19 protein-coding genes, 2 tRNA genes and 1 pseudogene are annotated in these 23163 nt (G+C 71.0%); 16 read left to right on the top strand and 6 right to left on the bottom strand.

The window, feature by feature from the left end; translation table 11 throughout:
* Window position 1 precedes the first annotated feature (1 nt).
* The 4 genes from A3IC_RS0123850 to A3IC_RS71260 all read left to right on the top strand — a co-directional run bounded on the left by A3IC_RS0123850 (window position 2) and on the right by A3IC_RS71260 (window position 3553).
* Complete coding sequence (locus A3IC_RS0123850) at window positions 2-2197, top strand: ATP-dependent DNA helicase UvrD2 (RefSeq protein ID WP_020552579.1); 2196 nt, start codon at window positions 2-4, stop codon at window positions 2195-2197.
* A gap of 166 nt (window positions 2198-2363) precedes the next feature.
* Complete coding sequence (locus tag A3IC_RS0123845; RefSeq protein WP_020552578.1) at window positions 2364-2795, top strand: hypothetical protein; 432 nt, start codon at window positions 2364-2366, stop codon at window positions 2793-2795.
* A gap of 138 nt (window positions 2796-2933) precedes the next feature.
* Window positions 2934-3272, top strand: coding sequence for a WhiB family transcriptional regulator (locus A3IC_RS0123840; protein ID WP_026218651.1), 339 nt, complete (start codon window positions 2934-2936; stop codon window positions 3270-3272).
* Between the two features lie 59 nt (window positions 3273-3331).
* Window positions 3332-3553, top strand: coding sequence for a hypothetical protein (locus tag A3IC_RS71260; protein WP_020552576.1), 222 nt, complete (start codon window positions 3332-3334; stop codon window positions 3551-3553).
* Window positions 3554-3628: 75 nt separating this feature from the next.
* On the opposite strand, the gene A3IC_RS0123830 is transcribed toward A3IC_RS71260, so the two are convergent.
* Entirely contained in the window at window positions 3629-5056 is a 1428-nt protein-coding gene (locus A3IC_RS0123830; RefSeq protein ID WP_026218650.1) for an ABC1 kinase family protein, read from the bottom strand.
* The gene (locus tag A3IC_RS56220; protein WP_020552574.1) at window positions 5053-6159 is read right to left on the bottom strand and encodes a hypothetical protein; all 1107 of its coding nucleotides are present in this window, start codon (window positions 6157-6159) and stop codon (window positions 5053-5055) included. Before A3IC_RS56220 ends, A3IC_RS0123830 begins: the two co-directional genes overlap by 4 nt.
* A 319-nt stretch (window positions 6160-6478) precedes the next feature.
* Between A3IC_RS56220 and A3IC_RS56215 the strand changes: the two are divergent.
* The 4 genes and pseudogenes from A3IC_RS56215 to A3IC_RS0123805 form a co-directional block, all read left to right on the top strand.
* Window positions 6479-6991 (top strand): annotated as a pseudogene (locus tag A3IC_RS56215) (M48 metallopeptidase family protein); the annotation flags it as partial.
* Between the two features lie 435 nt (window positions 6992-7426).
* Window positions 7427-9226 carry a TerD family protein gene (locus A3IC_RS0123815; protein WP_020552572.1) on the top strand — a complete coding sequence of 600 codons (1800 nt, stop codon included), beginning with the start codon at window positions 7427-7429 and terminating at the stop codon, window positions 9224-9226.
* A gap of 7 nt (window positions 9227-9233) precedes the next feature.
* Window positions 9234-9920: an AIM24 family protein gene (locus A3IC_RS0123810; RefSeq protein WP_020552571.1), complete on the top strand. Its 687-nt coding sequence runs from the start codon at window positions 9234-9236 to the stop codon at window positions 9918-9920.
* A gap of 22 nt (window positions 9921-9942) precedes the next feature.
* Window positions 9943-10698, top strand: coding sequence for an AIM24 family protein (locus A3IC_RS0123805; protein ID WP_026218649.1), 756 nt, complete (start codon window positions 9943-9945; stop codon window positions 10696-10698).
* Between the two features lie 83 nt (window positions 10699-10781).
* Here A3IC_RS0123805 and A3IC_RS0123800 read toward each other — a convergent pair whose 3' ends face one another.
* Both A3IC_RS0123800 and A3IC_RS0123795 read right to left on the bottom strand, forming a co-directional pair.
* Window positions 10782-11312, bottom strand: coding sequence for an NUDIX hydrolase (locus A3IC_RS0123800; protein ID WP_020552569.1), 531 nt, complete (start codon window positions 11310-11312; stop codon window positions 10782-10784).
* Window positions 11309-12754 (bottom strand): zinc-dependent metalloprotease, encoded by a 1446-nt coding sequence (locus A3IC_RS0123795; protein ID WP_020552568.1) that lies wholly within the window; start codon window positions 12752-12754, stop codon window positions 11309-11311. The genes A3IC_RS0123800 and A3IC_RS0123795 overlap by 4 nt, the downstream gene beginning before the upstream one ends.
* Before the next feature lie 263 nt (window positions 12755-13017).
* Here A3IC_RS0123795 and A3IC_RS0123790 point away from each other — a divergent pair, with 263 nt between their 5' ends.
* From A3IC_RS0123790 to A3IC_RS0123775, 4 genes are all read left to right on the top strand, one after another.
* Complete coding sequence (locus A3IC_RS0123790; protein WP_079026637.1) at window positions 13018-14220, top strand: NAD-dependent epimerase/dehydratase family protein; 1203 nt, start codon at window positions 13018-13020, stop codon at window positions 14218-14220.
* Between the two features lie 80 nt (window positions 14221-14300).
* Entirely contained in the window at window positions 14301-14762 is a 462-nt protein-coding gene (locus tag A3IC_RS0123785; RefSeq protein WP_020552566.1) for a molybdenum cofactor biosynthesis protein MoaE, read from the top strand.
* A 132-nt stretch (window positions 14763-14894) separates the two neighbouring features.
* Window positions 14895-15131: a hypothetical protein gene (locus A3IC_RS68895; protein WP_026218647.1), complete on the top strand. Its 237-nt coding sequence runs from the start codon at window positions 14895-14897 to the stop codon at window positions 15129-15131.
* Between the two features lie 47 nt (window positions 15132-15178).
* A complete protein-coding gene (locus tag A3IC_RS0123775) occupies window positions 15179-16231 on the top strand; it encodes a YlbL family protein (RefSeq protein ID WP_020552563.1) in 1053 nt (350 codons plus the stop codon).
* 25 nt (window positions 16232-16256) lie between these two features.
* Here the strand turns inward: A3IC_RS0123775 and A3IC_RS0123770 are convergent, their stop codons facing one another.
* Window positions 16257-16799: a PPA1309 family protein gene (locus A3IC_RS0123770; RefSeq protein ID WP_020552562.1), complete on the bottom strand. Its 543-nt coding sequence runs from the start codon at window positions 16797-16799 to the stop codon at window positions 16257-16259.
* Between the two features lie 192 nt (window positions 16800-16991).
* On the opposite strand from A3IC_RS0123770, the gene A3IC_RS0123765 reads away from it, so the two are divergent.
* Window positions 16992-19970, top strand: coding sequence for a UPF0182 family membrane protein (locus A3IC_RS0123765; protein WP_020552561.1), 2979 nt, complete (start codon window positions 16992-16994; stop codon window positions 19968-19970).
* A gap of 110 nt (window positions 19971-20080) precedes the next feature.
* A tRNA-Met gene (locus A3IC_RS0123760) sits at window positions 20081-20154 on the top strand.
* 159 nt (window positions 20155-20313) lie between these two features.
* Here A3IC_RS0123760 and A3IC_RS0123755 read toward each other — a convergent pair.
* Window positions 20314-20556, bottom strand: coding sequence for a hypothetical protein (locus tag A3IC_RS0123755; RefSeq protein ID WP_158696075.1), 243 nt, complete (start codon window positions 20554-20556; stop codon window positions 20314-20316).
* Between the two features lie 349 nt (window positions 20557-20905).
* Between A3IC_RS0123755 and A3IC_RS0123750 the strand changes: the two genes are divergently transcribed.
* Together A3IC_RS0123750 and A3IC_RS0123745 are read left to right on the top strand one after the other, a co-directional pair.
* Window positions 20906-20982 (top strand) — tRNA-Met (locus A3IC_RS0123750).
* 141 nt (window positions 20983-21123) lie between these two features.
* Window positions 21124-23049 carry a tetratricopeptide repeat protein gene (locus A3IC_RS0123745; RefSeq protein ID WP_245599411.1) on the top strand — a complete coding sequence of 642 codons (1926 nt, stop codon included), beginning with the start codon at window positions 21124-21126 and terminating at the stop codon, window positions 23047-23049.
* Window positions 23050-23163 lie beyond the last annotated feature (114 nt).

Raw genomic sequence — 23163 nt, 5'->3', positions numbered from 1 at the left:
GATGATCGCTTCCCCCGACGACGTCCTGGACGCGCTCGATCCCGAGCAGCGGCGGGTGGCCAAGGCCGTCGACGGCGCCGTGTGCGTGCTGGCGGGCGCGGGCACCGGCAAGACCCGGGCGATCACCCATCGGATCGCGTACGGCGTGCTGACCGGCGCGATGCAGCCCGGCCAGACCCTGGCGGTCACCTTCACCGCGCGCGCCGCGGGGGAGATGCGCGGCCGGTTGCGCGACCTGGGCGTGCCCGGCGTACAGGCGCGCACGTTCCACGCGGCGGCGCTGCGCCAGTTGTCCTACTTCTGGCCGAAAGTCTTCGGCGGCGCGCCACCCCAGCTGGTGGAGACCAAGATCATGCTGGTCCGCGACGCGGTGCAGCACTGCCGACTGCGAGCCGATCGGGCCGAGCTGCGCGACATCACCGGCGAGATCGAGTGGGCCAAGGCCACCCAGACCGCCCCGGACGACTATCCGCGCGCGGTGCTCGCGGCGAGCCGCAAGCCGCCGCGCGCGGCCGCCGAGATCGCGCACATCTACGCGGCCTACGAGAAGCTCAAGTCCGGCAAGGGCCGGATGGACTTCGAGGACGTGCTGCTGCTCACCATCGGACTGCTGGACGAGCGGCCCGAGGTGCGCGAGGCGGTCCAGGCGCAATACCGGCACTTCACCGTGGACGAGTACCAGGACGTCAACCCGCTTCAGCAGCGGCTGCTGGACCTGTGGGCGAACGAGGCGCGCAGCCTGTGCGTGGTCGGCGACGCGAGCCAGACGATCTACTCGTTCACCGGCGCGACGCCCGCCTACCTGCTCGGCTTCCGCCGCCGGTATCCGGACGCCGAGGTGGTCGAGCTGGTCCGCGACTACCGCTCCACCCCCCAGGTGGTGGGCCTGGCCAACCGGCTGCTCGCACACGCCTCGGGCGAGGCCGCGAAGCACCGGCTGAAACTGATCTCGCAGCGCGGCGAGGGCCCGGCCCCGCGCTTCGTCGAGCACGCCGACGAACAGGCCGAGGCGGAGAGCACCGCGAAGCAGATCAGCGCGCTGATCGAGGACGGCGTGCGACCCGCCGAGATCGCCGTGCTGTTTCGGACCAACTCGCAGTCCGAGGCGTACGAGCAGGCGCTCGCCGAGCGATCGGTGGCGTATCTGCTCAAGGGCGCCGAGCGATTCTTCGAGCGCGCCGAGGTTCGCCAGGCGATGAACTTCCTGCGCGCGCACGCCATCTCGGGCGGATCCGAGCCGGAGACCGGCTCGCTCGCGGGCGAGGTGCGCGCGGTGTTGGGCAACACCGGGTGGAGCGTGGAGCCACCCGCCGGCTCCGGCCAGGCTCGGGAGAAGTGGGAATCGGTGGCCGCGTTGTTGCGGCTCGCCGAGGAGTTCGCGATCAAGCGGCCGGAGGCGACGCTGCGCGATTTCACCGTCGAGCTGGCCGAGCGGGCGAGCGCGCAACACGCGCCGACCGTGGAGGGGGTCACGCTCGCGTCGCTGCACGCGGCCAAGGGCCTGGAGTGGGACGCGGTGTTCCTGGTCGGTCTCAACGAGGGCATGATGCCGATCGCCTACGCGGACACCCCGGACAAGATCGAGGAGGAGCGCCGGCTGCTCTACGTCGGGGTCACCCGCGCTCGTGAGCGGTTGTCCCTGTCCTGGGCGCAGGCCCGCACCCCCGGCGGGCGTGCGCGCAAGGTCTCCCGTTTCCTGGACGGCCTGCGCGGTGTCGGCGGCTCGGCCGGCACCGGGTCCGGGCGGCCCGACGCGTTCCGCGCCGCCGCGGGCCCGGGCCGCGGTCCGGACGGCACGACCCGGCTCCGGCGCAATGTGGGACCGGTGCGCTGCCGGGTCTGCGCGCGGGCGCTCCAGGACGCCGCCGAGCGCAAGATCGGCCGCTGCCTGGACTGCCCCTCGGATGTCGACGAGTTCCTGTTCGAGCAGTTGCGCGAGTGGCGGCTGGGGCGGGCCCGGGAACAGAGCCAGCCCGCGTTCGTCATCTTCACCGACGCGACGCTGACCGCGATCGCGGAGACCCGGCCGCTCAACGAGCGCCAACTGGCTGCGATCCCGGGGGTGAGCCGAACCAAACTGGAACGGTTCGGTGACGACGTGCTCGCGCTGTGTGCCGGTCACGACCTCGCCATCGAGCCCGCGCCGGACGAGATCGAGCACATCCCGGAGGACGAGGATGCTCCTGACGGGGTGTGAGTTCCGAGGGGTTTCCCTCAAGTGACGAGGGCCATGCAATAAATCGTTTGCGTCTCGCTCCAAACCGCATCTACGCTCACGAGCACGGTCGGAACGTTCGACCGTGCTCGTCCATGAAACTTGGAAGCACCCCTGCGGTGTTGCCCCGAAGCCCTCTCGAAAGGAGGTGAACGTCGTGATTACCAGGAACTTGAAAGCCCAGCGTCAGGCGTTCGCCGCCGCTTCGGTCGTGGTGTCGGTGGGCTCCGCCAAGCTGTCGCATGCCGATCTCTCCCTGCCCAAGTCCGGCCTGGCCGGGCTCCCCGTGGATCTGTCCTATGCCGGGACCGATGCCCTGATCACCGCCTCCGCGCGACTGCGCGGCAACGGCAGTGGTGTGTCCGCAGCAGCGGGTGCCTCAGGTCTCGTCGGTCTGGCGGGCAGCGCCGAGGGTCCGTGGCAAGGCGAGCAGGCAGCCGCGACGCGTCGCAGTGAGCGACCGTCGAGCGCGGCAGTCTGCGAGCAGGCGCAGAAGCAGGAAACGCAGCAGGCCAATGGAATGACCATGGCCGGTTTTGCCGGTAACAACGGGTATCCGTCCTGGAGGAACAGGACCTGACGAGTCGTCAGGTCGGCACCCTCCAGGGCCGCGGAATCCCGAACACCGGGATCCGCGGCCCTTGTCTTTTGTCGGCTGTCAGCAGCACCGAGTAGCGACCACCGGGGACACGAGTCCCACGAATCACAGGAGCACCACGTGCCCCACGGCAAACCCCCCGCACCCGGCAGCACAGCCACAGCGACATCGGAGGTAGACCTGATGACCCTCACCGCTTTCGAGGACGTCGAGCAGCTCGAGTCGACGATCCCCTGCCGTTCCTACGACCCGGAGGTCTTCTTCGCCGAGTCTCCCGAGGACGTCGAGTACGCGAAGGCCCTCTGCCGTGAGTGCCCCGTGCGCGAGATGTGCCTCCAGGGGGCGCTCGAGCGCCGCGAGCCCTGGGGCGTCTGGGGTGGCGAGCTCTTCGTGCAGGGCGTCGTCGTCGCCCGCAAGCGTCCCCGTGGCCGTCCGCGCAAGACGGAGGTCGCCGCGTGACCCCGCCCGCAGGACCCCGACACACGAGCACCCGACGCACCACGTACGCGCAGGAACCCATGAAGCACATCCACGATACGAACGCCGTTTTGCCCAATGACAGGAGCAGGGAGTTGCATCTCATCAACGAAGCCCTCGCGAGGGCTCAGATGGATCAACAGCTCCGTGAAGCGGAGCTCCAACGCAGGGCGTACCACGTCCGGATGGCGCGAAAAATGCGTCGCCGGGCGGAGGTCGCCTCCATGCGCGCCCGCCGGGCCCTCGCCATCGCGGTGATGTAGCAGAGCCGGTGCGCAGCACGCCGAAGGGCGGGCACTCCCCCAGGGGAGTGCCCGCCCTTCGGCGTTTCGGGGTTGCTAACGCCCGCCGGCGCCCCCGGAGTTGCCGATCCCGTCGGTCTCCTCGGCCTCTTCGGCGTCCTCGACACCCTCGACATCCTCGACGGAGAAGTCGAACTCCTCTGCCTCGAAGTCCTCTTCGGCGAAGCCGGGCAACCACGTGGCCAGTTCCTCGCGGAACGGCGCGGTCGCGCCGAGCTGACACAGCACGCCGATCGTGCTCAGGGTGACCCGGTGGATCAGCAGGTAGCTCGGCGGCAGATTCAGTTGCCGGGCCAGCGCGGACGCCGGATTGCGCGGATCGCCGACCCGCGCGCCCTGCTCGCGCATCCAGGCCCGGGTGAAGGTGAACTCCTCGGCATCGGCCGGCTCCAGGAACGGCAGCAGGTAGTCCAGCACTTCGGCCGCGTCCAGCCGAATCGACGGCTTGACGAAGCCCTCGGTGCGCAACACCTGCATCACGCTCTCCGCGTCGCCGTCGAGCGCGAGTCGAAACGCCCGGCCGATCGGCTCGGGCAGCCCCTCGGGCAACCGGTTGACCGTGCCGAAGTCCAGGACACCCAACCGCCCGTCGGCGAGCAGGCGGAAGTTGCCCGGGTGCGAGTCGGCGTGCAGCATGCCGGTGCGCGCGGGGCCGGAGAACAGGAAGCGGCTGAGCATGTGCCCGGCCCGGTCCCGCTCTTCCTGGCTGCCCTTGTCGATCACCTGGGACAGCGGCTTGCCGTCCATCCACTCGGTGATCAACACCCGCTCGGTCTGGTGCACCACGTGCGGCACGAAGATGTCCGGGTCGCCGTCGAACTCCACGGCGTGCGCGGTCTGCGCCTCCGCCTCCAGCTGGTAGTCCAGCTCCTCGGCGACCCGGGCCTTGAGCTCGGCGATCAGCGGCTTGACGTCGATGCCCGGGATCAGCGCGCCGGCGAAGCGCGCGACGTGCCCGAGCTGGTTGAGGTCGGAGATCAGCGCGTCGCCGGCCCCGGGGTACTGGATCTTGACCGCGACGGTGCGCCCGTCGTGCCAGACCGCCCGGTGCACCTGACCGATCGAGGCGGCCGCGGCGGGGGCCTCGGAGAACTCCTCGAACAGCGAGCGCCAGTCGCCGCCGAGATTGTCGGCGAGCGCCTTGTGCACGGTACGGGCCGGCATCGGCGGCGCCGCGTCCTGGAGCTTGGTCAGCGCCGAGCGGTACGGCCCGGCCACCTCCTCGGGCAGCGCGGCCTCGAACACCGACAGGGCCTGCCCGAGTTTCATCGCGCCGCCCTTCAATTCGCCGAGCACCTTGAAGAGTTGTTGCGCGGTGCGCTGCTGGAGTTCGGCGGCGACGATCTCGGCCGGTCTGCCGCCGATGCGCCTGCCCAGGCCCAGTGTCGCCCGACCGGCCACCCCCAACGGGAGGGAGGCGAGCTTGGCGGTGCGGGTCACGGCCCTACGCGGAAGATCGCTCACGCGAACCATTGTGTCCGACTCGGCGCCCCGGCATGTGTGATGGGCCCCACCTCTTGCGCCGGGCGGGTGGCCCGGCAGTCGCACCGGGCATGCGGTGACCAGCTCCGGCGCCGGGTCAGGCCGTCCGGCAGCTCGATCTCCACCGTGCCGTCCACGGTCGTGGGCAGCGCGCCGTCGAGGAAGGTGAGCACCTGCAGGGCGGCCCGGGCGGCGACCTCGGTGGCGAGTACCACGTCGCACGGGGCGTCGCCGGGCGCGGGCGCCGCCGCCAGTTGGGCGAGCAGCCTCGGCCAGCCGGGATCGCGGTCGCTGCGGGTCAGATCCAGGCAGCGCCCGCACGCCGACCGCCCCACCAGCACGAAGGGTCCGATCACCCCGGTCGTCTCACGGATGTCCGCGTACAGATGCGGCACCTTCTGGCGGACCAGCCGGGCGCCCGGCGCCGGATCGGGGCGGCCCTCCGGTACGAGCACCGCGACGTCGGGAGTACCGCGCCCGGCGGGCAGCGCACATCGCACCCCCGGAGCCAGCCGGCGCAGCGCGGCCCGCACCGTGGTCTCCCGGCGCGGGCGCTCCTCGTCCCAGCCGAACGCCACCGGTCCCGCGTCGCCCGGGCGCACCGGCCGACGGTCCGCGGGTACCACGTGGCCCACCCCGGCGGCGGCGAGCAGGCCGGCCACCGCCGCGCCCACCCGGCCGGCACCGTGTACCGCCACCACTGCCCGGGCTCGTCGCTCCAGCGCGGCCAGACCCGCGTCGCCGCTGCCGTGCACCAGGGCGAGCGAGGTCAGGTCGGGACCCAGCCGGGCCCGCTCGCGGGGCAGCGCGGGCACCGGGGTGGGCCGCCCGGAGGCGTCCTCCAGGACCCCCTCGCGGGCCAACAGGTCGAGCACCGCCTCGGCGTGCGCGCGGCCCAGCCCCACCCGTTCGGCCAGCTCCCAGGTCCGGTCCAGATCGCGGGTGCCGTCCAACTGCTCGACGAAGCGCGTCGTGGTCGGGTCCAGCCCGCCGAGCAGCACCGCCCGGTGCGGATCCAGGCCCAACTGCAGGGTCTGCCGATCGCGCCACAACCGACGCAGGGCGGGCTTGAGGAGCGGGCGCATGGGTGGCCTCCGAGGAGCGGTACACCGGGAACGGGAACGGCGACCGAGATCCGCGGGAACGGCTCGGCCGGCTCCAGCGTGCCCGGCCGCGGATCGTCGGGTATTCCCTCGTCCACAGGTGGCGTATGAATATGCTATTTGGAAATATTAGGCCGAGAAGAATGGAATGGGGGTTATCGAACGAATAGTGCTTATGCCCGCGCTGCGGCATGAGAACGGCGGCGGCGAATATCCCCGACCGGCCCGAAGCGGGGGCGCCCTGTCGGTGCGGTCGGTTAACGTCCTGGTTGTGGTCGCGGATCCCGGGGCCGGACACGACATGCTGTCCGGGGCCCCCTATCAGGGTGCCGTCGAGGTGCGTCGCAGCGCCCGACGGAAACGAACGGTGTCGGCCTATCGAGACGGGGATCGGACCGTGGTCCTGCTCCCCGGCCGGATGACGCAGACCGAGGAGAAACGCTGGGTCGGCGTGATGCTGGAGCGACTGGCCGCCCAGGAGCGCCGCCGGCGGCCCAGCGACGAGGACCTCGCGGTCCGGGCCCGGGAGCTCTCCGCCCGCTACCTGGACGCACGCGCGCAGCCGGCGAGCGTGCGCTGGGTGGGCAACCAGAACACCCGCTGGGGTTCGTGCACGCCGATCGACGGCACGATTCGACTCTCCACCCGGCTGCGCGGCATGCCGACGTATGTCGTCGACTATGTATTGCTGCACGAACTCGCGCATTTGCTGGTGCCCGGTCACGGGCCGCGCTTTTGGACCCTGCTTGCCGCATATCCGCGCACCGAACGCGCGCGGGGATATCTGGAGGGTGTCGCGACCGCGAGCGGCCTGGCGATGAGCGACGACAAGGACGATGTGGAAACCGCGGCCGACACCCCGGAGGCGGTGCAGTCGGAACCGGCGCCGACCCCTCGCGGCCGAGGCCCCGCACCGGCCACCCGCGGAGCCCGAAAGGGCACCGCCGCTGCGGACGGTACGCGCGCCGGAACTACGCGCGATCGCACCGGTCGCAAGCCGCGCGGCTGACCCGGATCCGGCTCTCGGGAGTCGTCGCGGTGCCGGATTCGGGCGTATAGCGTGAGGCGCGTACGCAGCCGGGAACCGGTCGTGGGGAATCGCTCGTCGGCGCTACGAGAGCGCCGTCGAGCGTTGTGCCGTACCCGGACCGGGGCGGATCCGATGTTGTAGCGTGCCGAGCGCGGCGGGGACCCAGGTGGTGGGCGCCCGCACCGCCGGTGGCGGAGAAGCGGGGAAGGGAGCCACACAGTGGTCGAGTTCAGGAAGGGACAGAAGTCGAAGCTGTCCGACCTGACCGCGGGGACCGATCTGTATGTCGGGGTGCAGTTGGACAGCCCCGGGCTGACGTTCGACATCGCGTGCTTCGGGTTGGACGCGGGCGAACGGCTGTCCGACGATCGGTACTTCATCTTCTTCAACCAGCCCAAGTCGCCCGAGGAGTCGATCCAGCTCCTGGGCGCGCAGGCCGGTGACACCGAGTCCTTCCGGGTGACGCTCGACCGGGTCCCGCCGAACGTCAACAAGCTCGCGTTCACCGCGACCGTGGACGGCGACGGCGTGATGTCCCAGGTCGCCTCCGGCTACCTGCGGATAGTCGCGGGCGGCCAGGAGGTCGCGCGCTACTCGTTCACCGGGCGCGAATTCAGCACCGAGCGTGCCGTGATGATCGCGGACATCTACAAGAAGGACGTCTGGCGCTTCTCCGCCGTCGGACAGGGCTTCGACGGCGGGTTGCGCGCGCTCTTGGAGAACTTCGGCGGCGAGGTCGCCGAGGACGAGCCGGACGAGGCGCCCAAGCCGGACCAGGTGCCCTCCGGCGCCGCCCCCGGATTCGCCCCACCGGGCGGCGGCGGGATGCCGCCGCAGCAGCCCGCACCCTCGTTCGGCCCGCCCGGAGGCGGTCCGCCGCCGCCCGCTCCCACCCCCCACTTCGGCCCGCCGCCCGGCGCGCCCCAGCCGGTCGGCGCGATGCCGGGCCATGGCGGCCCGCCGCCCGGCCCGCCGCAGTACAACCAGCCCGGCACACCGCCGCACGGCGCCCCCGGCGGGTATCCGCCGCCGCCCGGCCCGCCGCAGTACAACCAGCACCCGGGCACGCCGCCGCACGGCGCGCCGGGAGGCTACCCGCCGCCGCCCGGCCCGCCCGGCCCCGGCGGCTACCCGAACCAGACGCCGCACCAGGGCCACATGGCGCCGCCCGCACCGCCCGGCATGGGTCAGCCCGGCGGCTACCCGCCGCCGCCCGGCCCCGGCGGCTATCCGGGAGCGGGCGGGCCCGGCCAGATGCAGCCCACGCTCCAGATGCCGGTGCCCGGCGGCCCGCCCGGACCGCCGCCCGGCATGCAGGGCCCGCCGCCCGGCATGCAGGGAGTGGGCATCGCCTCGCCCGAGCCGGCCTTCCAGTACGGCATCGAGCAGTACCGCGAGGTGCCCGCCGGCGGTCGCTGGGCCCAGCAGAACGCCAAGATGGTCCGGGTCGACGTATCCGGCGGCAAGGTGATCGCCCGCCAGGGCGTGATGGTGGCCTACCAGGGCGACGTGAAGTTCAAGTTCCAGGGACAGAGCCTGCGCAGCCGGTACGACAACCGGCAGACCGGCCAGTCGCTCGAACTGATGCGCTGCGAGGGCAACGGCGAGGTGTTCTTCGCCGAGGACGCGGCCCACCTGCACCTGGTCGAACTCCAGGGCAACAAGCTGTTCGTCAACGTGGCCAACGTGCTCGCCTTCGACGAGGGCCTGACCATCGAGCCGGCCCGGGTCGAGGGTGTGGGCATCCCCGGCGGCGCGCTGTTCGCGCAGACCTTCAGCGGTCAGGGCACGGTGGTGGTCAAGACCCAGGGCATTCCGCTGGTGCTCCCGGTCCAGGGGCCGACCTTCGCGGACAGCAACGCGATCGTGGCGTGGACCGACATGGACGTCTCCACCACGACCCAGATGCGGCTGCGCCGGACCGCCTTCCCCGGGCACAGCGGCGAGACGGTCAACCTGCAGTTCCGCTGCCCGCCGGGCAGCAACAACTTCATCGTCGTCCAGCCCTACGAGGTGTGAGGGGAACATGGATCAGCAACTGATCGCCGCGTACGGGCAGACCGCCCCTCAGGCTCGGATGAGCGCGCACGGCAACAAGATCTGTCGGGTCAACATCCAGCCCGGCGCGCCCGGCGTGTTGGCCAAGCAGGGCGCGATGATCGCCTACGAGGGCTACATCCGGTTCGCCGGTCACGGCCAGGGCGCGCAGCGCCGGGTGACCAGCGGCATCACCGGCGAGCGCATGCATTTGATGAGCTGCACCGGCCAGGGCGACGTGTACTTCGCCGACTACGGCGCGGACGTGGCCATCATGCAGCTCAACCCGGGGGAGGGGCTGTCGGTCAACGCGAGCAACATCCTGGCGTTCGACGAGAACCTGGAACACCGGATCAAGATGGTGAGCGGGGTCACCGCGAAGTTCAGCGGCAACGGCCTGTTCAACATGGAACTGTCCGGCCAGGGCTGGGTGGCGATCACCACCCGCGGCACGCCGGTCGTGCTCAACCCGTCCGAACGTGAGACCTACGTCGACCCGGACGCGCTGGTCGCCTGGAGCACCAGCCTCAAGGTCGGCACCAAGCGCTCGATGCGGCTCGGCGGCATCGTGGGGCGCGGCTCCGGCGAGGCGATGCAGGTGTCCTTCAAGGGCAACGGCTTCGTCGTCGTGCAGCCGGCCGAGGACGCCACCGACCGTTTCCACGTGCGCGGCTGACCGCGAGCGAAGGAGGAATACCATGCAAAGCTCGCTTTTCGGTCACGCACCCGTGCAGACGCCCGAGCGGTTCAGTCTGCAGAACGCGCACATGCTCAAGGTGCAGCTCGGCAACGGACTGCCGGACCACTGCCTGGCCCGGGTCGGCTCGATGGTCGCCTACCAGGGCGCGATCGACTTCGACGGAAACATGCGCTCCGGCGCCGAGCAGCAGGCCGCCGCGGCCACCGGCGAACAGCTCAACCTGATGCGTGCCCACGGCACGGGCACCATGTGGCTGGCCAACATGGCCCAGTCGATCCACGTGCTCGACCTCGACTTCGAGGGCCTGACCGTGGACGGGCAGTACGTCCTGGCCCTGGACAGCACGCTCAGCTGGAACGTGGTCGCGATCGAGAGCGCGCAGTCGGTCGCCGGTGCCGGTTCCTACAACCTGGACATCAGCGGCAACGGCAAGATCGCGCTGATGACCTCCGGCAAGCCGCTGATCATGCGGGTCACCCACGGCGCCGAGGTGTTCGCGGACGCCGACGCGGTGATCGCGTGGAGCACCCGGCTGTCGATCAGCATGCAGGCGCAGACCAACTCGGCGCGGATCTACCGGCGCCGCCGGGGCACCGGCGAGGGCTGGAACATGGCCTTCATGGGTGAGGGCTACGTCGTGGTCCAGCCCAGCGAGATGTTGCCGCCCGCCGAGTTCATCTCGGCCGGCGGTTACCTGGCCAACCGGGGCCTGGGGCAGGACGGCGGCGTCCGGGGCAACACCTGGGGCCAGTAGTCGGCAGCCGCACACCGCCCAGGGGCGCCCGACCGGCGATCGGTCGGGCGCCCCTCGTGGTGCCGGTCGTGGTGTCGCCGCGCTCAGCGCACCGCGCGGGCCCGGGCCACCAGTGCCCGGACCGAGTCGTCCGTCTCGGTGGGCAGCGCGTCGAACGCGAACCATCGCAGGTCCAGCGACTCCTCGCTGATCAGCACGGTCGAGCCGGGCGGGGCCAGCGCGACGTACTGCACGTCCAGGTGCAGCGCGCACGGCGTGTGATGCCGATCCAGGCCCACCGGCGCGCCGCCGGCGAGCAGGGTCAGGCCGGTGATCCCGGACTCCTCGCGCGCCTCGCGCAGCGCCGCCTCGGCCGGCGTGCGGTCCACCGGCTCGCAGTGGCCGCCGGTCTGCAACCACTTGCGGATCTTCGCGTGCAGCGTCAGCAGCACCCGCTCCCGGGCCGCGTCCACGATCACCGCGCTCGCCGTCACGTGTGCCTGCGGACACGCCTTGAGCATGCCGTCCTCGTGCGCGGCCAGGTGCGTCAGATAGGCCCGACGCAGCCGGTCCGCCCGGTCGTCGGGCGCCTCCCACTTCGACAGCATGTCGACCGCGTCGAGCCGCAGGCTCACGCGTCGGGTCCCTTCCCGCCGTCCCGGCCCTCCGGCTCGTCGCCGCGGCCGGGCTCGTCGGCCGGCTTGTCACCCGTCGGCTTCTCGCCGCTCGGCTTGTCGCCGGTCGTCTCCAGCTCGTCCAGGTCCGCGTCCAGCTCGGCGTCGAGACCGGACAGGTCCAGCTCGGCGTGGTGCACGAAGCCGTCCGGGTCGTCCAGGTCGTCGGCGGTCGGCAGCAGGTCGGGGTGCTGCCACACCGCGTCCCGGCCGTCGACCCCGCGCGCGTCCGCGAGCGAGGCCCACAGGCGCGCCGCGTCGCGCAGCCGGCGCGGGCGCAGCTCCAGGCCGACCAGCGTGGCGAACGTCTGCTCGGCCGGGCCGCCGGTCGCACGCCGCCGACGCAGCGTCTCGCGCAGCGCGCCCGCCGAGGGCAGCCGGGGCTCGGCGGCGCTGTGCACGACCGCGTCCACCCAGCCCTCCACGAGCGCCAGCGCCGTCTCCAGGCGGGACAGCGCGGTCTTTTGCTCCGGCGTCTCCTCGGGCTCGAACAAACCCTGCGAGAAGGCTTCCTGGAGCGCCTCGGGGTTGCTCGGGTCGATCCGCCCCGCGGCCTCCTCCAGCCGGCTCATGTCCACCTTGATGCCCCGCGCGTACGCCTCGACCGCGCCGAACAGGTGTTGCCGCAGCCACGGCACGTGCGCGAACAGCCGCTGGTGCGCCGCCTCGCGCAGGGCCAGATACAGCCGGACCTCGTCCTGCGGCAGGGACAGACCCTCGCCGAACGCGGTCAGGTTGGCGGGCAACAGCGCGGCCTTGCCCGCGGGCCCGATCGGCAGCCCGACGTCGGTCGAACCGACCACCTCGCCGGCCAGCGCGCCCAGCGCCTGCCCGACCTGGGCGCCGAACATCGCGCCACCCATGCCGCGCATCATGCCGAGCAGCGGCCCGGCCATGCTCTGCATCTCCTCGGGCATCATCTCGCCCATGGCCGCGACCACCCGGGTCGCCAGCGGCTCGACCAGCGCGCGCCACTGCGGCAGCGTCGCCTCGATCCACTCGGAGCGACTCCAGGCCGCGGTTGTGCTCACGCCCGAGGGCAGCGAGGTGGCCTCGTCCAGCCACAGCTCGGCCAGCCGCACGGCCTCCTCGACGCCCCCGCGCTCGACCGCGCCGATCGACGCGTCGCCCTGCTGGGACACGGTCTGCCGGGCGATGTCCCGGGCCAGGTCCCAGTTGACCGGGCCGCCCTCGTAGGACAGCAGCTTGCCCAGCTGCTGGAACGCGGCGCCCAGATCGGCCTGGTTCATTTGGCCGAACAGCGCGCCGAACGGATTGTTGGGGTCGCCCGCCGCGCCGAAGCCGAACGGGTTACCCGGATTCGAACCACCGGAACCGCCGCCGGGGCGATTGGGATCGTCGTCGCCCGAGGGCTTTCCGAAGCCGAAGGGGAAGTCAGCCATGGTTGGGCCCCTCTACGTTGTCCACGTGTGCGGTGCCCTCGGGCCCGACCACTCGATGCTGACTCACGGTTACCTCGTCTCGCTCGGCCTGCCCGCCGTCCCGGCCGGAGGCAACGCCGCAGGAGCGCCGATTCGCGCCTGGCGTGAAGATCACAACAGCACCTCCGGCAGGATGGATCGCGGACACTGACAGGAAAGGCAAGCAGTCGCGCGTACCTTTCTTGACGAACCGCTCGTACCAAACTAACCACGGGAGACCGCCAGTGAGTTCCCAGCCCCCACGCGTTCGCTCTGGGCGGAGCGGGCGGGAGAGCACGAGCGATGGCACCGGCACCGATGCCTCAAAGACCGCTCCGGAGCCCAACGCCTCGGCCTCGGACCAGCCCTCGGACAAGAGTGTGCCCAAGGTGCGCCCGGTCGTCGCGGTCACCGGCGCCGCGGCCGGGCTCGGTCATCGCGTCGCCTCGCTTCTGGCCGCGAACGACCAGGTGAAACGTCTGATCGCGATCGACGAGCGGCGCGGCGAGATTCCCGGCGCACAGTGGCGGATCATGGACGTCCGCGATCCCGCGCTGGCCGGTCGGCTGGAGGGCGTGGACGTGGTGGTGCACCTCGCGCTCGACATGTCGCTCGATTCCGAGGCCCGCGCCCGCGGCGCGCGCAACGTGCGCGGCACCCAGACCGTGCTGACCGCCGCCGCCGCGGCCCGGGTGCCCCGGGTCGTGCTGTGCACCTCGGCGATGGTCTACGGAGCGTTGCCGGACAATGCCGTACCGCTCGCCGAGGACGCGCCGCTGCGCGCGACGGCGGACGCCTCGCTGGTCGGCGACCTGCTGGAGATCGAGGAACTGGCCGAGCGCACCCCGCGCGCCCACCCGCACGTCAAGGTCACCGTGGTGCGCCCGGCGACCCTGGTCGGCGGGCCCGAGGCGGACAGCGTGATGACCCGGCACTTCGAGGCGCCGCGCCTGCTGGTGGTCTCCGGCGGGCAGCCCCGCTGGCAGTTCTGCCACCTGGACGACCTCGCCTCCGCGCTCGAATTCGCCGCGCTGGGCCGAGTCGAGGGTGTGGTCACCGTCGGCTCGGAGGGCTGGCTGGAGCAGGAGGAGATCGAGGAACTGTCCGGGATGCGCCGGATGGAGCTGCCCGCGTCGCTGGCGCTGGGCACCGCCGAACGGTTGCACCGGCTGGGCATCACCCCCGCCCCTGCGGGCGACCTGGCGTACACGATGCACGGCTGGGTGGTCTCCTCCGAGCGGCTGCGCGCGGCGGGCTGGCGTCCGGCGTGGACCAACGAGGCGGCCTTCGCGGTGCTCTTGGAGGACGTCGACGGACGGCATGCGCTGGTGGCCCGCCGGCTCGGCCGCAAGGACGCCACCACACTCGGTGCGGCGGGCGCGACCGTGGCCCTGGTGGGCACGGCCGCGATCGTGCGCAAGGTCCGGCGCCGGCGCCGCGGCTTCTGAGCCACCGTCCGCGAGCGTCCGGCGACAGGCCGGCACTCGCGGGCCCGCGCGTCGCGGACTCGGGCGAAAGGGGGACCGGGATGCTCGGCACCGGTCCGCCGCGCGCGATACTGCCCGGTATGGACGTCATCCGCATCGCCGAGATCCGCGACACGCCGCTGTCCGTCGACGAGGTTTTCGCCGCCGTCGGCGACCCGTCCGCGGGTGGTACGGACCTGTTCGTCGGCACGGTCCGTAACGCCGACAGCGGGCGCTCGGTCACCGCGCTCGAGTACTCCGCCCACCCGTCGGCTCAGGCCGAGCTGCGTCGGGTGATGGAGAAGATCGCGGCCGACCTGCCCGTGCGGGCGATGGCGGCGGTACACCGGGTCGGCCGGCTGGAGATCGGCGACCTCGCCGTCGTGGTCGCCGTCTCGTGCCCACACCGCGCGGAGGCGTTCACCGCGTGCCGGCGGCTGATCGACGAACTCAAGCACGAGGTGCCGATCTGGAAGCTCCAGCACTTCGTGGACGGCGACTCGGACTGGGTCGGCGCCTGCTGAGATCCACCCCACCACCACGCGGGCTCCATCCGCCACCCGTCACACCCGCCGCGAAGCGCAGAAATGCAGTATTTCAACCCCATACATATGATTTAGGCTCGTGAGTCTCCCCCTCTGTGGACGGAGTACGTCATGGCGGCTGTCGCATGGTGGTGGGCCATCCCGGGGGTGGCGCTCGTGCTCGCGGTGAGCTGGGCCGCGTGGACCTGCCGGTCGTTTCGGACGCCGAGCATGCACGATTCGATGTCCGCCTTCGCGGAATGGAGCGCGGCCCTGGACCGGGTTCGCGCGGCGACCCCGGTCCGGCCCGAACCCGCTGACGACGCCACCGCCGAACCGGCCCCGGAACCGGGCTTCGAAAGCCCGTGACGGCCCGGCCCGCACCGGGAAATCCCGGGTGCCGTAGGGTCGGGCGCATGTCGCGCCGCACCGCCACACTGGTCGTCTCGGGGCTGTTGCTGCTGGCCCTGGCCTGCGCCGTCCTGTTCGCGCCGGTGCCCTACGCCGAGCTGAGTCCCGGGCCCACGTACAACACGCTCGGGGACGAAGGCGGCAAGCCGGTCATCGAGATCTCCGGCCACGAGACGTATCCCACGAGCGGTCACCTGAACATGACCACCGTGTCGGTGACCAACAAGTCCTACGACATGCCGCTGCTCGACGCGCTCGCCGGCTGGGTCAAGGGCGACGCGGACGTCGTGCTCAAGAAGTCGCTGTACCCCGACGACAAGTCCGCGGCCGAGGTCGAGCGGGAGAACGCCGAGGAGTTCAGCTCGTCGCAGGAGCACGCCAAGGTGGCGGCCTTCGCGGCGCTCGGCATCCCGATCGAGAAGCAGGTGATCGTGGCCACGGTGGCCAAGGACGCGCCCGCGCTCGGCAAGCTGCACGCCGGCGACATCATCCTGGCCGTGGACGGCACGCCGATCACCAAGGCCGAGGACGTCGCCGCGGCGATCACCAAGCACCGGGCCGGCGAGACCGTCACGCTCACCGTCGACCCCGCCGACGCCCGCGGCACCCGGCGCGACGTGCAGGTGGTCACCGGGAAGGCCGAGGACGACGGCCGGGCCCTGGTCGGCATCACGCCGGGCATCCTGCCCAAGTTCCCCTTCAAGGTGGAGATCCACCTGGAGGACGTCGGCGGCCCGAGCGCGGGGATGATGTTCGCGCTGGGCATCGTGGACAAGCTCAGCCCCGGCGACCTCACCGGCGGCAAGTTCGTGGCGGGCACCGGAACCATCGACGACGAGGGCAAGGTCGGCGCGATCGGCGGCATCCAGATGAAGACCATCGGGGCCCGCCGCCAGGGCGCCAAGTATTTCCTCACGCCCAAGGCCAACTGCGCCGCCGCCGCGCAGACCAAGCCGGGCGGGCTGACCCTGGTCCAGGTGGAGACGCTGGACGACGCACTCAAGGCGCTGGAGACGATCCGCACCGGCCAGGGCACATTGACGGAATGTCATGCGTGACCGGTGCGGACCCCAGCGGCGAGGACTACTCCTCGTCGCCCTCGCCGAACGTGGCCAGCAGCGCCTCGGCCAGCCCCGGCACCAGATCCGCGCCGGAGAGCACCTCGGAGTCGTCGTCCTTGTCCCGCAGCCGCACGGCCGACTCGCGCGAGCCGTCGCGCAGCACGCCGACGGCGAGGCGGACCTCCTGGCGCTGCGGGTGCGACGCGACCCACTCGTGGATCTCGCGATCGGTGCCCACCGCGGGCAGGGTCGCCTCGGCGGACGGCGGCAACATCAGCCGCTCGACCACCAGCGCGCAGCCGAGCACGGCCTCGGGCCAGGCGATACTCGCCAGGAATTCGTCGATCGCGACGTTCTCGGGGACTTCCTCCTGCTCGATCGGAGTGAGGGTGTCGATGGGCGCGTCACGGTCGGCGGACAAGCCGAGCTGTGCCGCGAGGTCGGGTTCGGTACGGGCCAATTCCGCGGTGTCCACGAGCGCGTAGAGGCGGGCCTGCTGGTCCCAGCCGTACGCCGCCACGTGACGTTCGATCTCGACGAGGGCCTGGGTGAGTGCAACGGTCATGACCCCATCTTCCCGTCTTCGCCCCACGGCGGATCACGACCCTGTATCGGCCGTGTCGGTGGGGAACCACGTCCTGTCTCGGTAAGTTGACCCATCGAGCGCCGACCGGGCGCGTCCAGGTAATGATCGAGGTGCGCACCCTTGGTTTTTCAGATGCCCGAACGAGGCGGCTCAGGTGGCCGTCGGATCAGAATGGGAGCTCCGTCCCGCAGGTCCAGAACCCTGCTCCTGACGCTGGCCATCCTCGTGGTGATCGTTGTCGCGTGGGTGCTGTTCGCGAATTTCTGGACGGATTGGCTCTGGTATAAGTCGGTCGGCTACGGAAACGTATTCACGACCAAGTTGTGGACGCGCATCGGGTTGTTCCTGGTGTTCGGTCTGCTCATGGCCGCGGCCGTCGGCGCCAACGTGTATGTCGCCTATCGGCTGCGACCGGCGTTCCGCGGGATGTCGCTGGAGCAGCAGAGTCTCGACCGCTACCGGTCGGCCATCACCCCGTTCCGCACGTGGTTGCTGATCGGCCTCTCGGTCGTCATCGGCATCATCGCCGGCACCTCGGCGTCGGGGCAGTGGAAGACGTGGCTGCAGTTCGTGAACGGCGTCTCGTTCGGAACCAAGGACCCGCAGTTCCACAAGGACGTGTCGTTCTATGCGTTCGACCTGCCGTTCTATCGATTCCTGATCAATTTCGCGTTCGTCGCGGTCGTCGTCGGCCTCGTCCTCGCGGTGATCACGCACTACCTCTACGGCGGGCTTCGGGTCCAGAGTCCGGGGTCGCGGGCGACACCGGCCGCACAGGCGCATCTTTCGCTGCTGCTCGGCCTTTTCGTGTTGTTCAAGGCTGTCGCGTACTGGCTGGACCGCTATTCGCTCGCGGTCTCCTCCGGTGATTTCAAGCAGGCTTCGCAATTCACCGGTCTGCGCTACACCGACGCGCACGCGGTATTGCCGGCCAAGACGATCCTGTTCATCGTCGCGCTGATCTGCGCGACGCTGTTCTTCGTCAACGTCTTCCGCCGCACCTGGGCACTGCCGATCATCGGCTTCGGCCTGATGGTGCTGTCCGCCGTGCTCATCGGCGGGCTCTACCCGGCGATCGTCGAGCGCTTCCAGGTCAAGCCGAACCAGCAGGCCAAGGAAGCCAAGTACATCGAGCGCAACATCCAGGCGACGCGCGACGCGTACGGCATCGACAAGGTGGAGCCGGAGAAGTACGACGGCAACGTCGAGGCCAAGCCCGAGCTCAAGGACCAGGCCGCGAACACGGCCAGCATCCGACTGCTCGACCCGAACATCATCTCGCCGACGTTCAATCAGATGCAGCAGCTCCGGCAGTACTACGGCTTCCAGACCACGCTTGACGTCGACCGCTACATGATCGCCGGCAAGATGCAGGACACCGTGATCGCGCTGCGCGAGCTGAACCCGAAGGGTGGTCAGTCCCACAACTGGGTCAACGACCACACCAAGTACACCCACGGCTACGGCGTCGTCGCGGCCGAGGGCACCCGGGTGGACCGCGAGGGCAAGCCCGTCTACATCGAGGGCGACATCCGCACCGACGCGCAGGAGGCGGAGACGCCCAGCGCGCTCGGGCCGTACCAGCCGCGGATCTACTTCGGCGAGTCCACGACCGAGTACTCGATCGTGGGTGCGCCGAAGAACACCACGCCGACGGAGGTGGACTACCCGACCGACACCGCGTCCGGTCAGGCCACCTACACGTACAACGGCAAGGGCGGCGTCCCGATCGGCGGCATGTTCAACAAGCTGCTGTACGCGACGAAGTTCCAGGAGGGCAACATCCTGCTCTCCGACACGATCAACAAGGATTCGCGAATCCTGTACAACCGCACGCCCAAGGAACGGGTCGAGGCGGTCGCGCCGTGGCTGACCATCGACGGTGACCCGTATCCGGCCGTGATAGACGGCAAGGTGCAGTGGATCGTCGACGCGTACACGACCAGCAACGGGTATCCGTACGCGACGCGCACCACGCTGGGCGATGCCACGGCGGACTCGCTCAACGCCGAGGACCGCGCCCGCGGCGCGGTCGGCAACACCGGCAACGTCAACTACATCCGCAACTCGGTGAAGGCGACGGTCGACTCGTACGACGGCTCGGTCAAGCTCTACCAGTGGGACGAGAAGGACCCGGTCCTCAAGACCTGGATGAAGGCCTTCCCGGACACGGTCAAGAAGAAGAACACGATCCCGCCGACCCTGATGGAGCACCTGCGCTACCCGCAGGACCTGTTCAAGGTGCAGCGCGATCTGCTGACCCGGTACCACGTGACCGACCCGCGGACGTTCTTCAACGGCTCGGACTTCTGGAAGGTCCCGAAGGACCCGACGGGCCAGGCACCGGGCTCCGGTGACCAGCCGCCGTACTACCTGTCGATGAAGATGCCGTCCGCGACGCCGGGCGGCGCTCCCGACGCGCAGCAGTCGTTCCAGCTCACCAGCACCTTCGTGCCGAAGGAACGGCAGAACCTGGCCGCCTTCATGGCGGTGAACTCCGAACCCGGATCACCCGGCTACGGCAAGATCAGACTCCTGAGTCTGCCGCCGAACACCGCGATCCTGGGCCCGGACCAGATGCAGAACCAGTTCAAGTCGAACGCCGCGGTCGCGCAGGTGATCAACATCCTCCAGCGCGGCGACTCGGTGGTGGTCTACGGCAACCTGCTCAGCCTGCCCGTGGGCGGCGGCATGTTGTACGTCGAGCCGGTGTACGTCCGGGCCAATGCGCCCGGCTCGTATCCGGTCCTGCAGAAGGTGCTGGTCTCCTACGGCGGCAGCATCGCCTTCGAGGACACCCTCGATCTGGCGCTGAGCAAGGTGTTCAGCGGTTCGCCGACCACGACGGTGCCACCGGAGACCGGCACTCCGCCGAACACCGGCACTCCGCCGACGACGGGCACCACGCCGCCGCCGACGACCGAGAACCCGACGGTCAAGCAGGCGCTGGAAGAGGCCAACCAGGCGCTCAAGGAAGCGGACGCGGCCTTGAAGGCGGGTGACTTCGCCAAGTACGGCGAGGCGCAGAAGCGGCTTCAGGCGGCCGTGAACAGGGCCATCGCGGCCGAGCAGGCGGGCACCAAGCCGCCGGCGAACGGAACGCCACCGGCGACCGGGACGCCGGGGGCCTCCACGCCGCCCAAGCCGTGATCGCCGGCGCGTGACGTACGCGACGGGCCCGTCCCTCTCGGGGGGCGGGCCCGTCGCGTTATCGATTTGGTGTGCGACGTCGGGTCACGTAAGCTCAAGACACAACGCATCGCGGGGTGGAGCAGTTCGGTAGCTCGCTGGGCTCATAACCCAGAGGTCGCAGGTTCAAATCCTGTCCCCGCTACTTGGAGATACGCGAGAGGCCCGGTTCTTCGGAACCGGGCCTCTCGTGCATTTTCACGCGTCGGCTTTGCTCGGCGCACTCGACCCGGATGTCGCCCGGTTCGGGGCGTGACCCGACTCGGCGAGTCGGGTGTGGCGCACGGGCTGAGGGCGTGGCGGACTAGAGCGCGATCTGGCGGCGGCGCTTGGCGCGCAGCGGGGCCATCAGGGTGACGCGCGCCAGCCGGTGGGTGCCGCGCGGTTCGTTGCGCGGAGCCAGGCTCTGGATGATGGCGGCCGATTCGAGGCTGTTCGCCGTCTCCTGCGTGGAGGCGTGACCAATGAGGGCGAGGTGCCTCTCGAGGCGCTCGCCCACGCCGCTTCGGCCGACGTCCATCGGCGGAACCGGGACTCGACGCGGCATGCTCGGATGGTCCATTCCTGATATGACCACGACGCAGACCGTACCCCATCGGGGGCACGCCGTGACGGCTTCCGGCCCCATGTCGAGACTCGATCGTGTCCCCGATTGGCCGGGAACCCCGTTGTGGCGGGAATGAACTCCCGTGCAAGCAGGGGTAATTGGTATCAAAGGGGATCGGATTCGGGATCGGGGTCGGATCGAACCGGTTCACTCCATGGTCTGAATTCGGCCGCTCTCCCGGGTGGTCCGCGCGCCGCCCGCGGATCCGCCGATCGGGCGCGGCGGTTCGGGGGACGGGCCGAGCGGATTTGCCTGCCCCCGGGCGCTGCCGTACAGTTGTGTTCACCGACGCGGGGTGGAGCAGCTCGGTAGCTCGCTGGGCTCATAACCCAGAGGTCGCAGGTTCAAATCCTGTCCCCGCTACCACATCGAAGGGCCTGGTCTTTGTGACCGGGCCCTTCGTGCATGCCTCGACAAGGCGTGTTCCACCACAATTCGCCCGGAGTCGGGCCCGTTGTTGCCGAATCGCGACTGCATGGATGTGGCCCGAGATGCCACGATGGACTCATGGGGGCGTGGAAGGGACATCGCGGACGGCGGGGGGACGACCCACCGCCGGAGGCAGACGTCTTCGAAGCGGTGCCGGAAGGCCCCGACACGGTGGTCCTGGACCGCGGCCGGGCGGCCGCCGCCACGAGCCCCGCGCACCCCGACGACTATGCGGTCTTGGTCCCGTTCCGGCCGCGTCGGCGCAGCCCGAGCGGCAGCGTCGAAGGACACGAGGCGCTGGATCGGCACGAGTCGGCCGAACTCGAACGACGCTATCGCGAGCGGGCCGGCCGCAGCCCCTCCGCCGCGAACAGCCTCGCGCTGATGTTGCTGGAGCGCGGCGAACAGGACGAGGCCGCCGAGCTGTTGCGTCGGGCCGCGGAGGCGGGACATCGCGGTGCCGCGACCAATCTCGGCGTATTGATGCACCGTCAGGGGCGGGACGACGCCGCGTCGTTGTGGTGGCACCGGGCGGCCGAGGCGGGCAGTCGGATCGCGGCGTTCTCGCTCGGCGCGCTGCTGCTGGATCAGGCCGACGCGGCGCGTGCGGGAGCCGGCGCGAGCATGGACGCGTACCACGATCTGTCCGGACAGGGCGTCTATTGGCTGCGCAACGCGGCCGAATCCGGGCATGTGCGGGCGGCGCTCACGCTGGGCGAGTTCTTCGAGCTGACCGGGCGGGCCGGGGCCGAGCGGTGGTATCGCCGGGCGGCCGAGGCCGGGCACCCCGAGGCGGCCTATCGGCTCGGCCGGATGGGGCAGGAACGCGACGACGAGCGTGCGGCGTCGACGTGGTTCCTGCGCGCGGCCTCGTGCGGGCACGTGCGGGCCGCGGTACGGCTGGCGACCTCGCTGGAGCGGGCGGGGGACACCGCCGAGGCGATCGGGTGGTACCGGCTCGCCGCCGAGGAGGGGGACGCCGAGGGCGCGCGTGCGCTGGGGTTCCTGTTGCAGGACGCGGGCGACGTCGAGGGCGCGGTGCGGTGGTGGCAGGTCGCCGCGGAGGCCGGTGACGGGACGGCGGCCAACGCGCTCGGGGCGTGGTTCGCGGCCGGCGGGCGATCGAGCGAGGCGGCCCGGTGGTACGAGCGGGCCGCAGCGGCCGGCGAGTGCAACGGGGCGTTCAACCTCGGCCTGTTGCACGCCGAGCACGAGGACGCGCCGGGCGCGGAGCGCTGGTTCCGGATGGCCGCCTACGCGGGTCACGGGGACGCGGCCAACGCGCTGGCGGGGCTGCTCCTGGAGCGCGGGGACGACGAGGAGGCGCGGATATGGTTCGCGCGGGCCGCCGAGGCGGGCAGCGTGGACGGTTCGTACAACCTGGGCATCCTGCACGCGCGCGGCGGTCTCGACGATGCCGCCGAGACGTGCTGGCGGCGGGCGGCGGAGGCCGGACACGCGGACGCGGCGCTGCAGATGGGCCTGTTGCTGGAGCGCCGGGGGGATGCCGAGGGGGCGGCGCGCGCCTACGAGACGGCTGCGCGGGCTGATCGGCCGACGGCGGCGTTCCGGCTCGGGGCGATGCTTGCCGACGCGGGGGCGGCCGAGCAGGCGGAGCGCTGGTACGCGGTGGCCGCGGACGCGGGGCACGTGACGGCGGCACTGCGGTGCGGGGTGTTGTGCGCGCGGCGTGGTGAGGACAAGTCGGCGGCGCGGCGGTTCAAGGTCGCGGCCGAGGCGGGCAGCGTGTCCGGGGCGTGGAACCTGGCGCTGCTGCACCTGCGGCACGAGGATCCGGACGGCGCGGAGCCGTGGCTGAAGGTGGCCGCGAGTGGTGGGCACGGGCGGGCGGCGCTGCGGCTGGTGGTGCTGGCGCTGCGGCGTGGGGACCTGGCCGATGCGGAGCATTGGTGTGGGCCGGCGGTCGCGCACGGGCCGGCCGATGTCGCGGCCAAGGCGCAGCGGTTGCTGGACGCGCTTCGTGCGGAGTCGCTGGCGAGCTGACGGGTGGTCTTGGTCGGCTTGGCCTCATGCGCCGGCCGGGCTGGGTTCGCCTCAAACGCCGGCGGGGCTGAGTGGCCTCAAACGCTGGCCGGGCTGAGTGGCCTCATGCGCCGG

The organism is Embleya scabrispora DSM 41855, assembly GCF_000372745.1.
Classification (GTDB): Bacteria; Actinomycetota; Actinomycetes; order Streptomycetales; family Streptomycetaceae; genus Embleya; species Embleya scabrispora.
The sequence above is the reverse complement of the archived record's forward strand: the minus strand, read 5'-3'. Positions and strand labels throughout refer to the sequence as shown.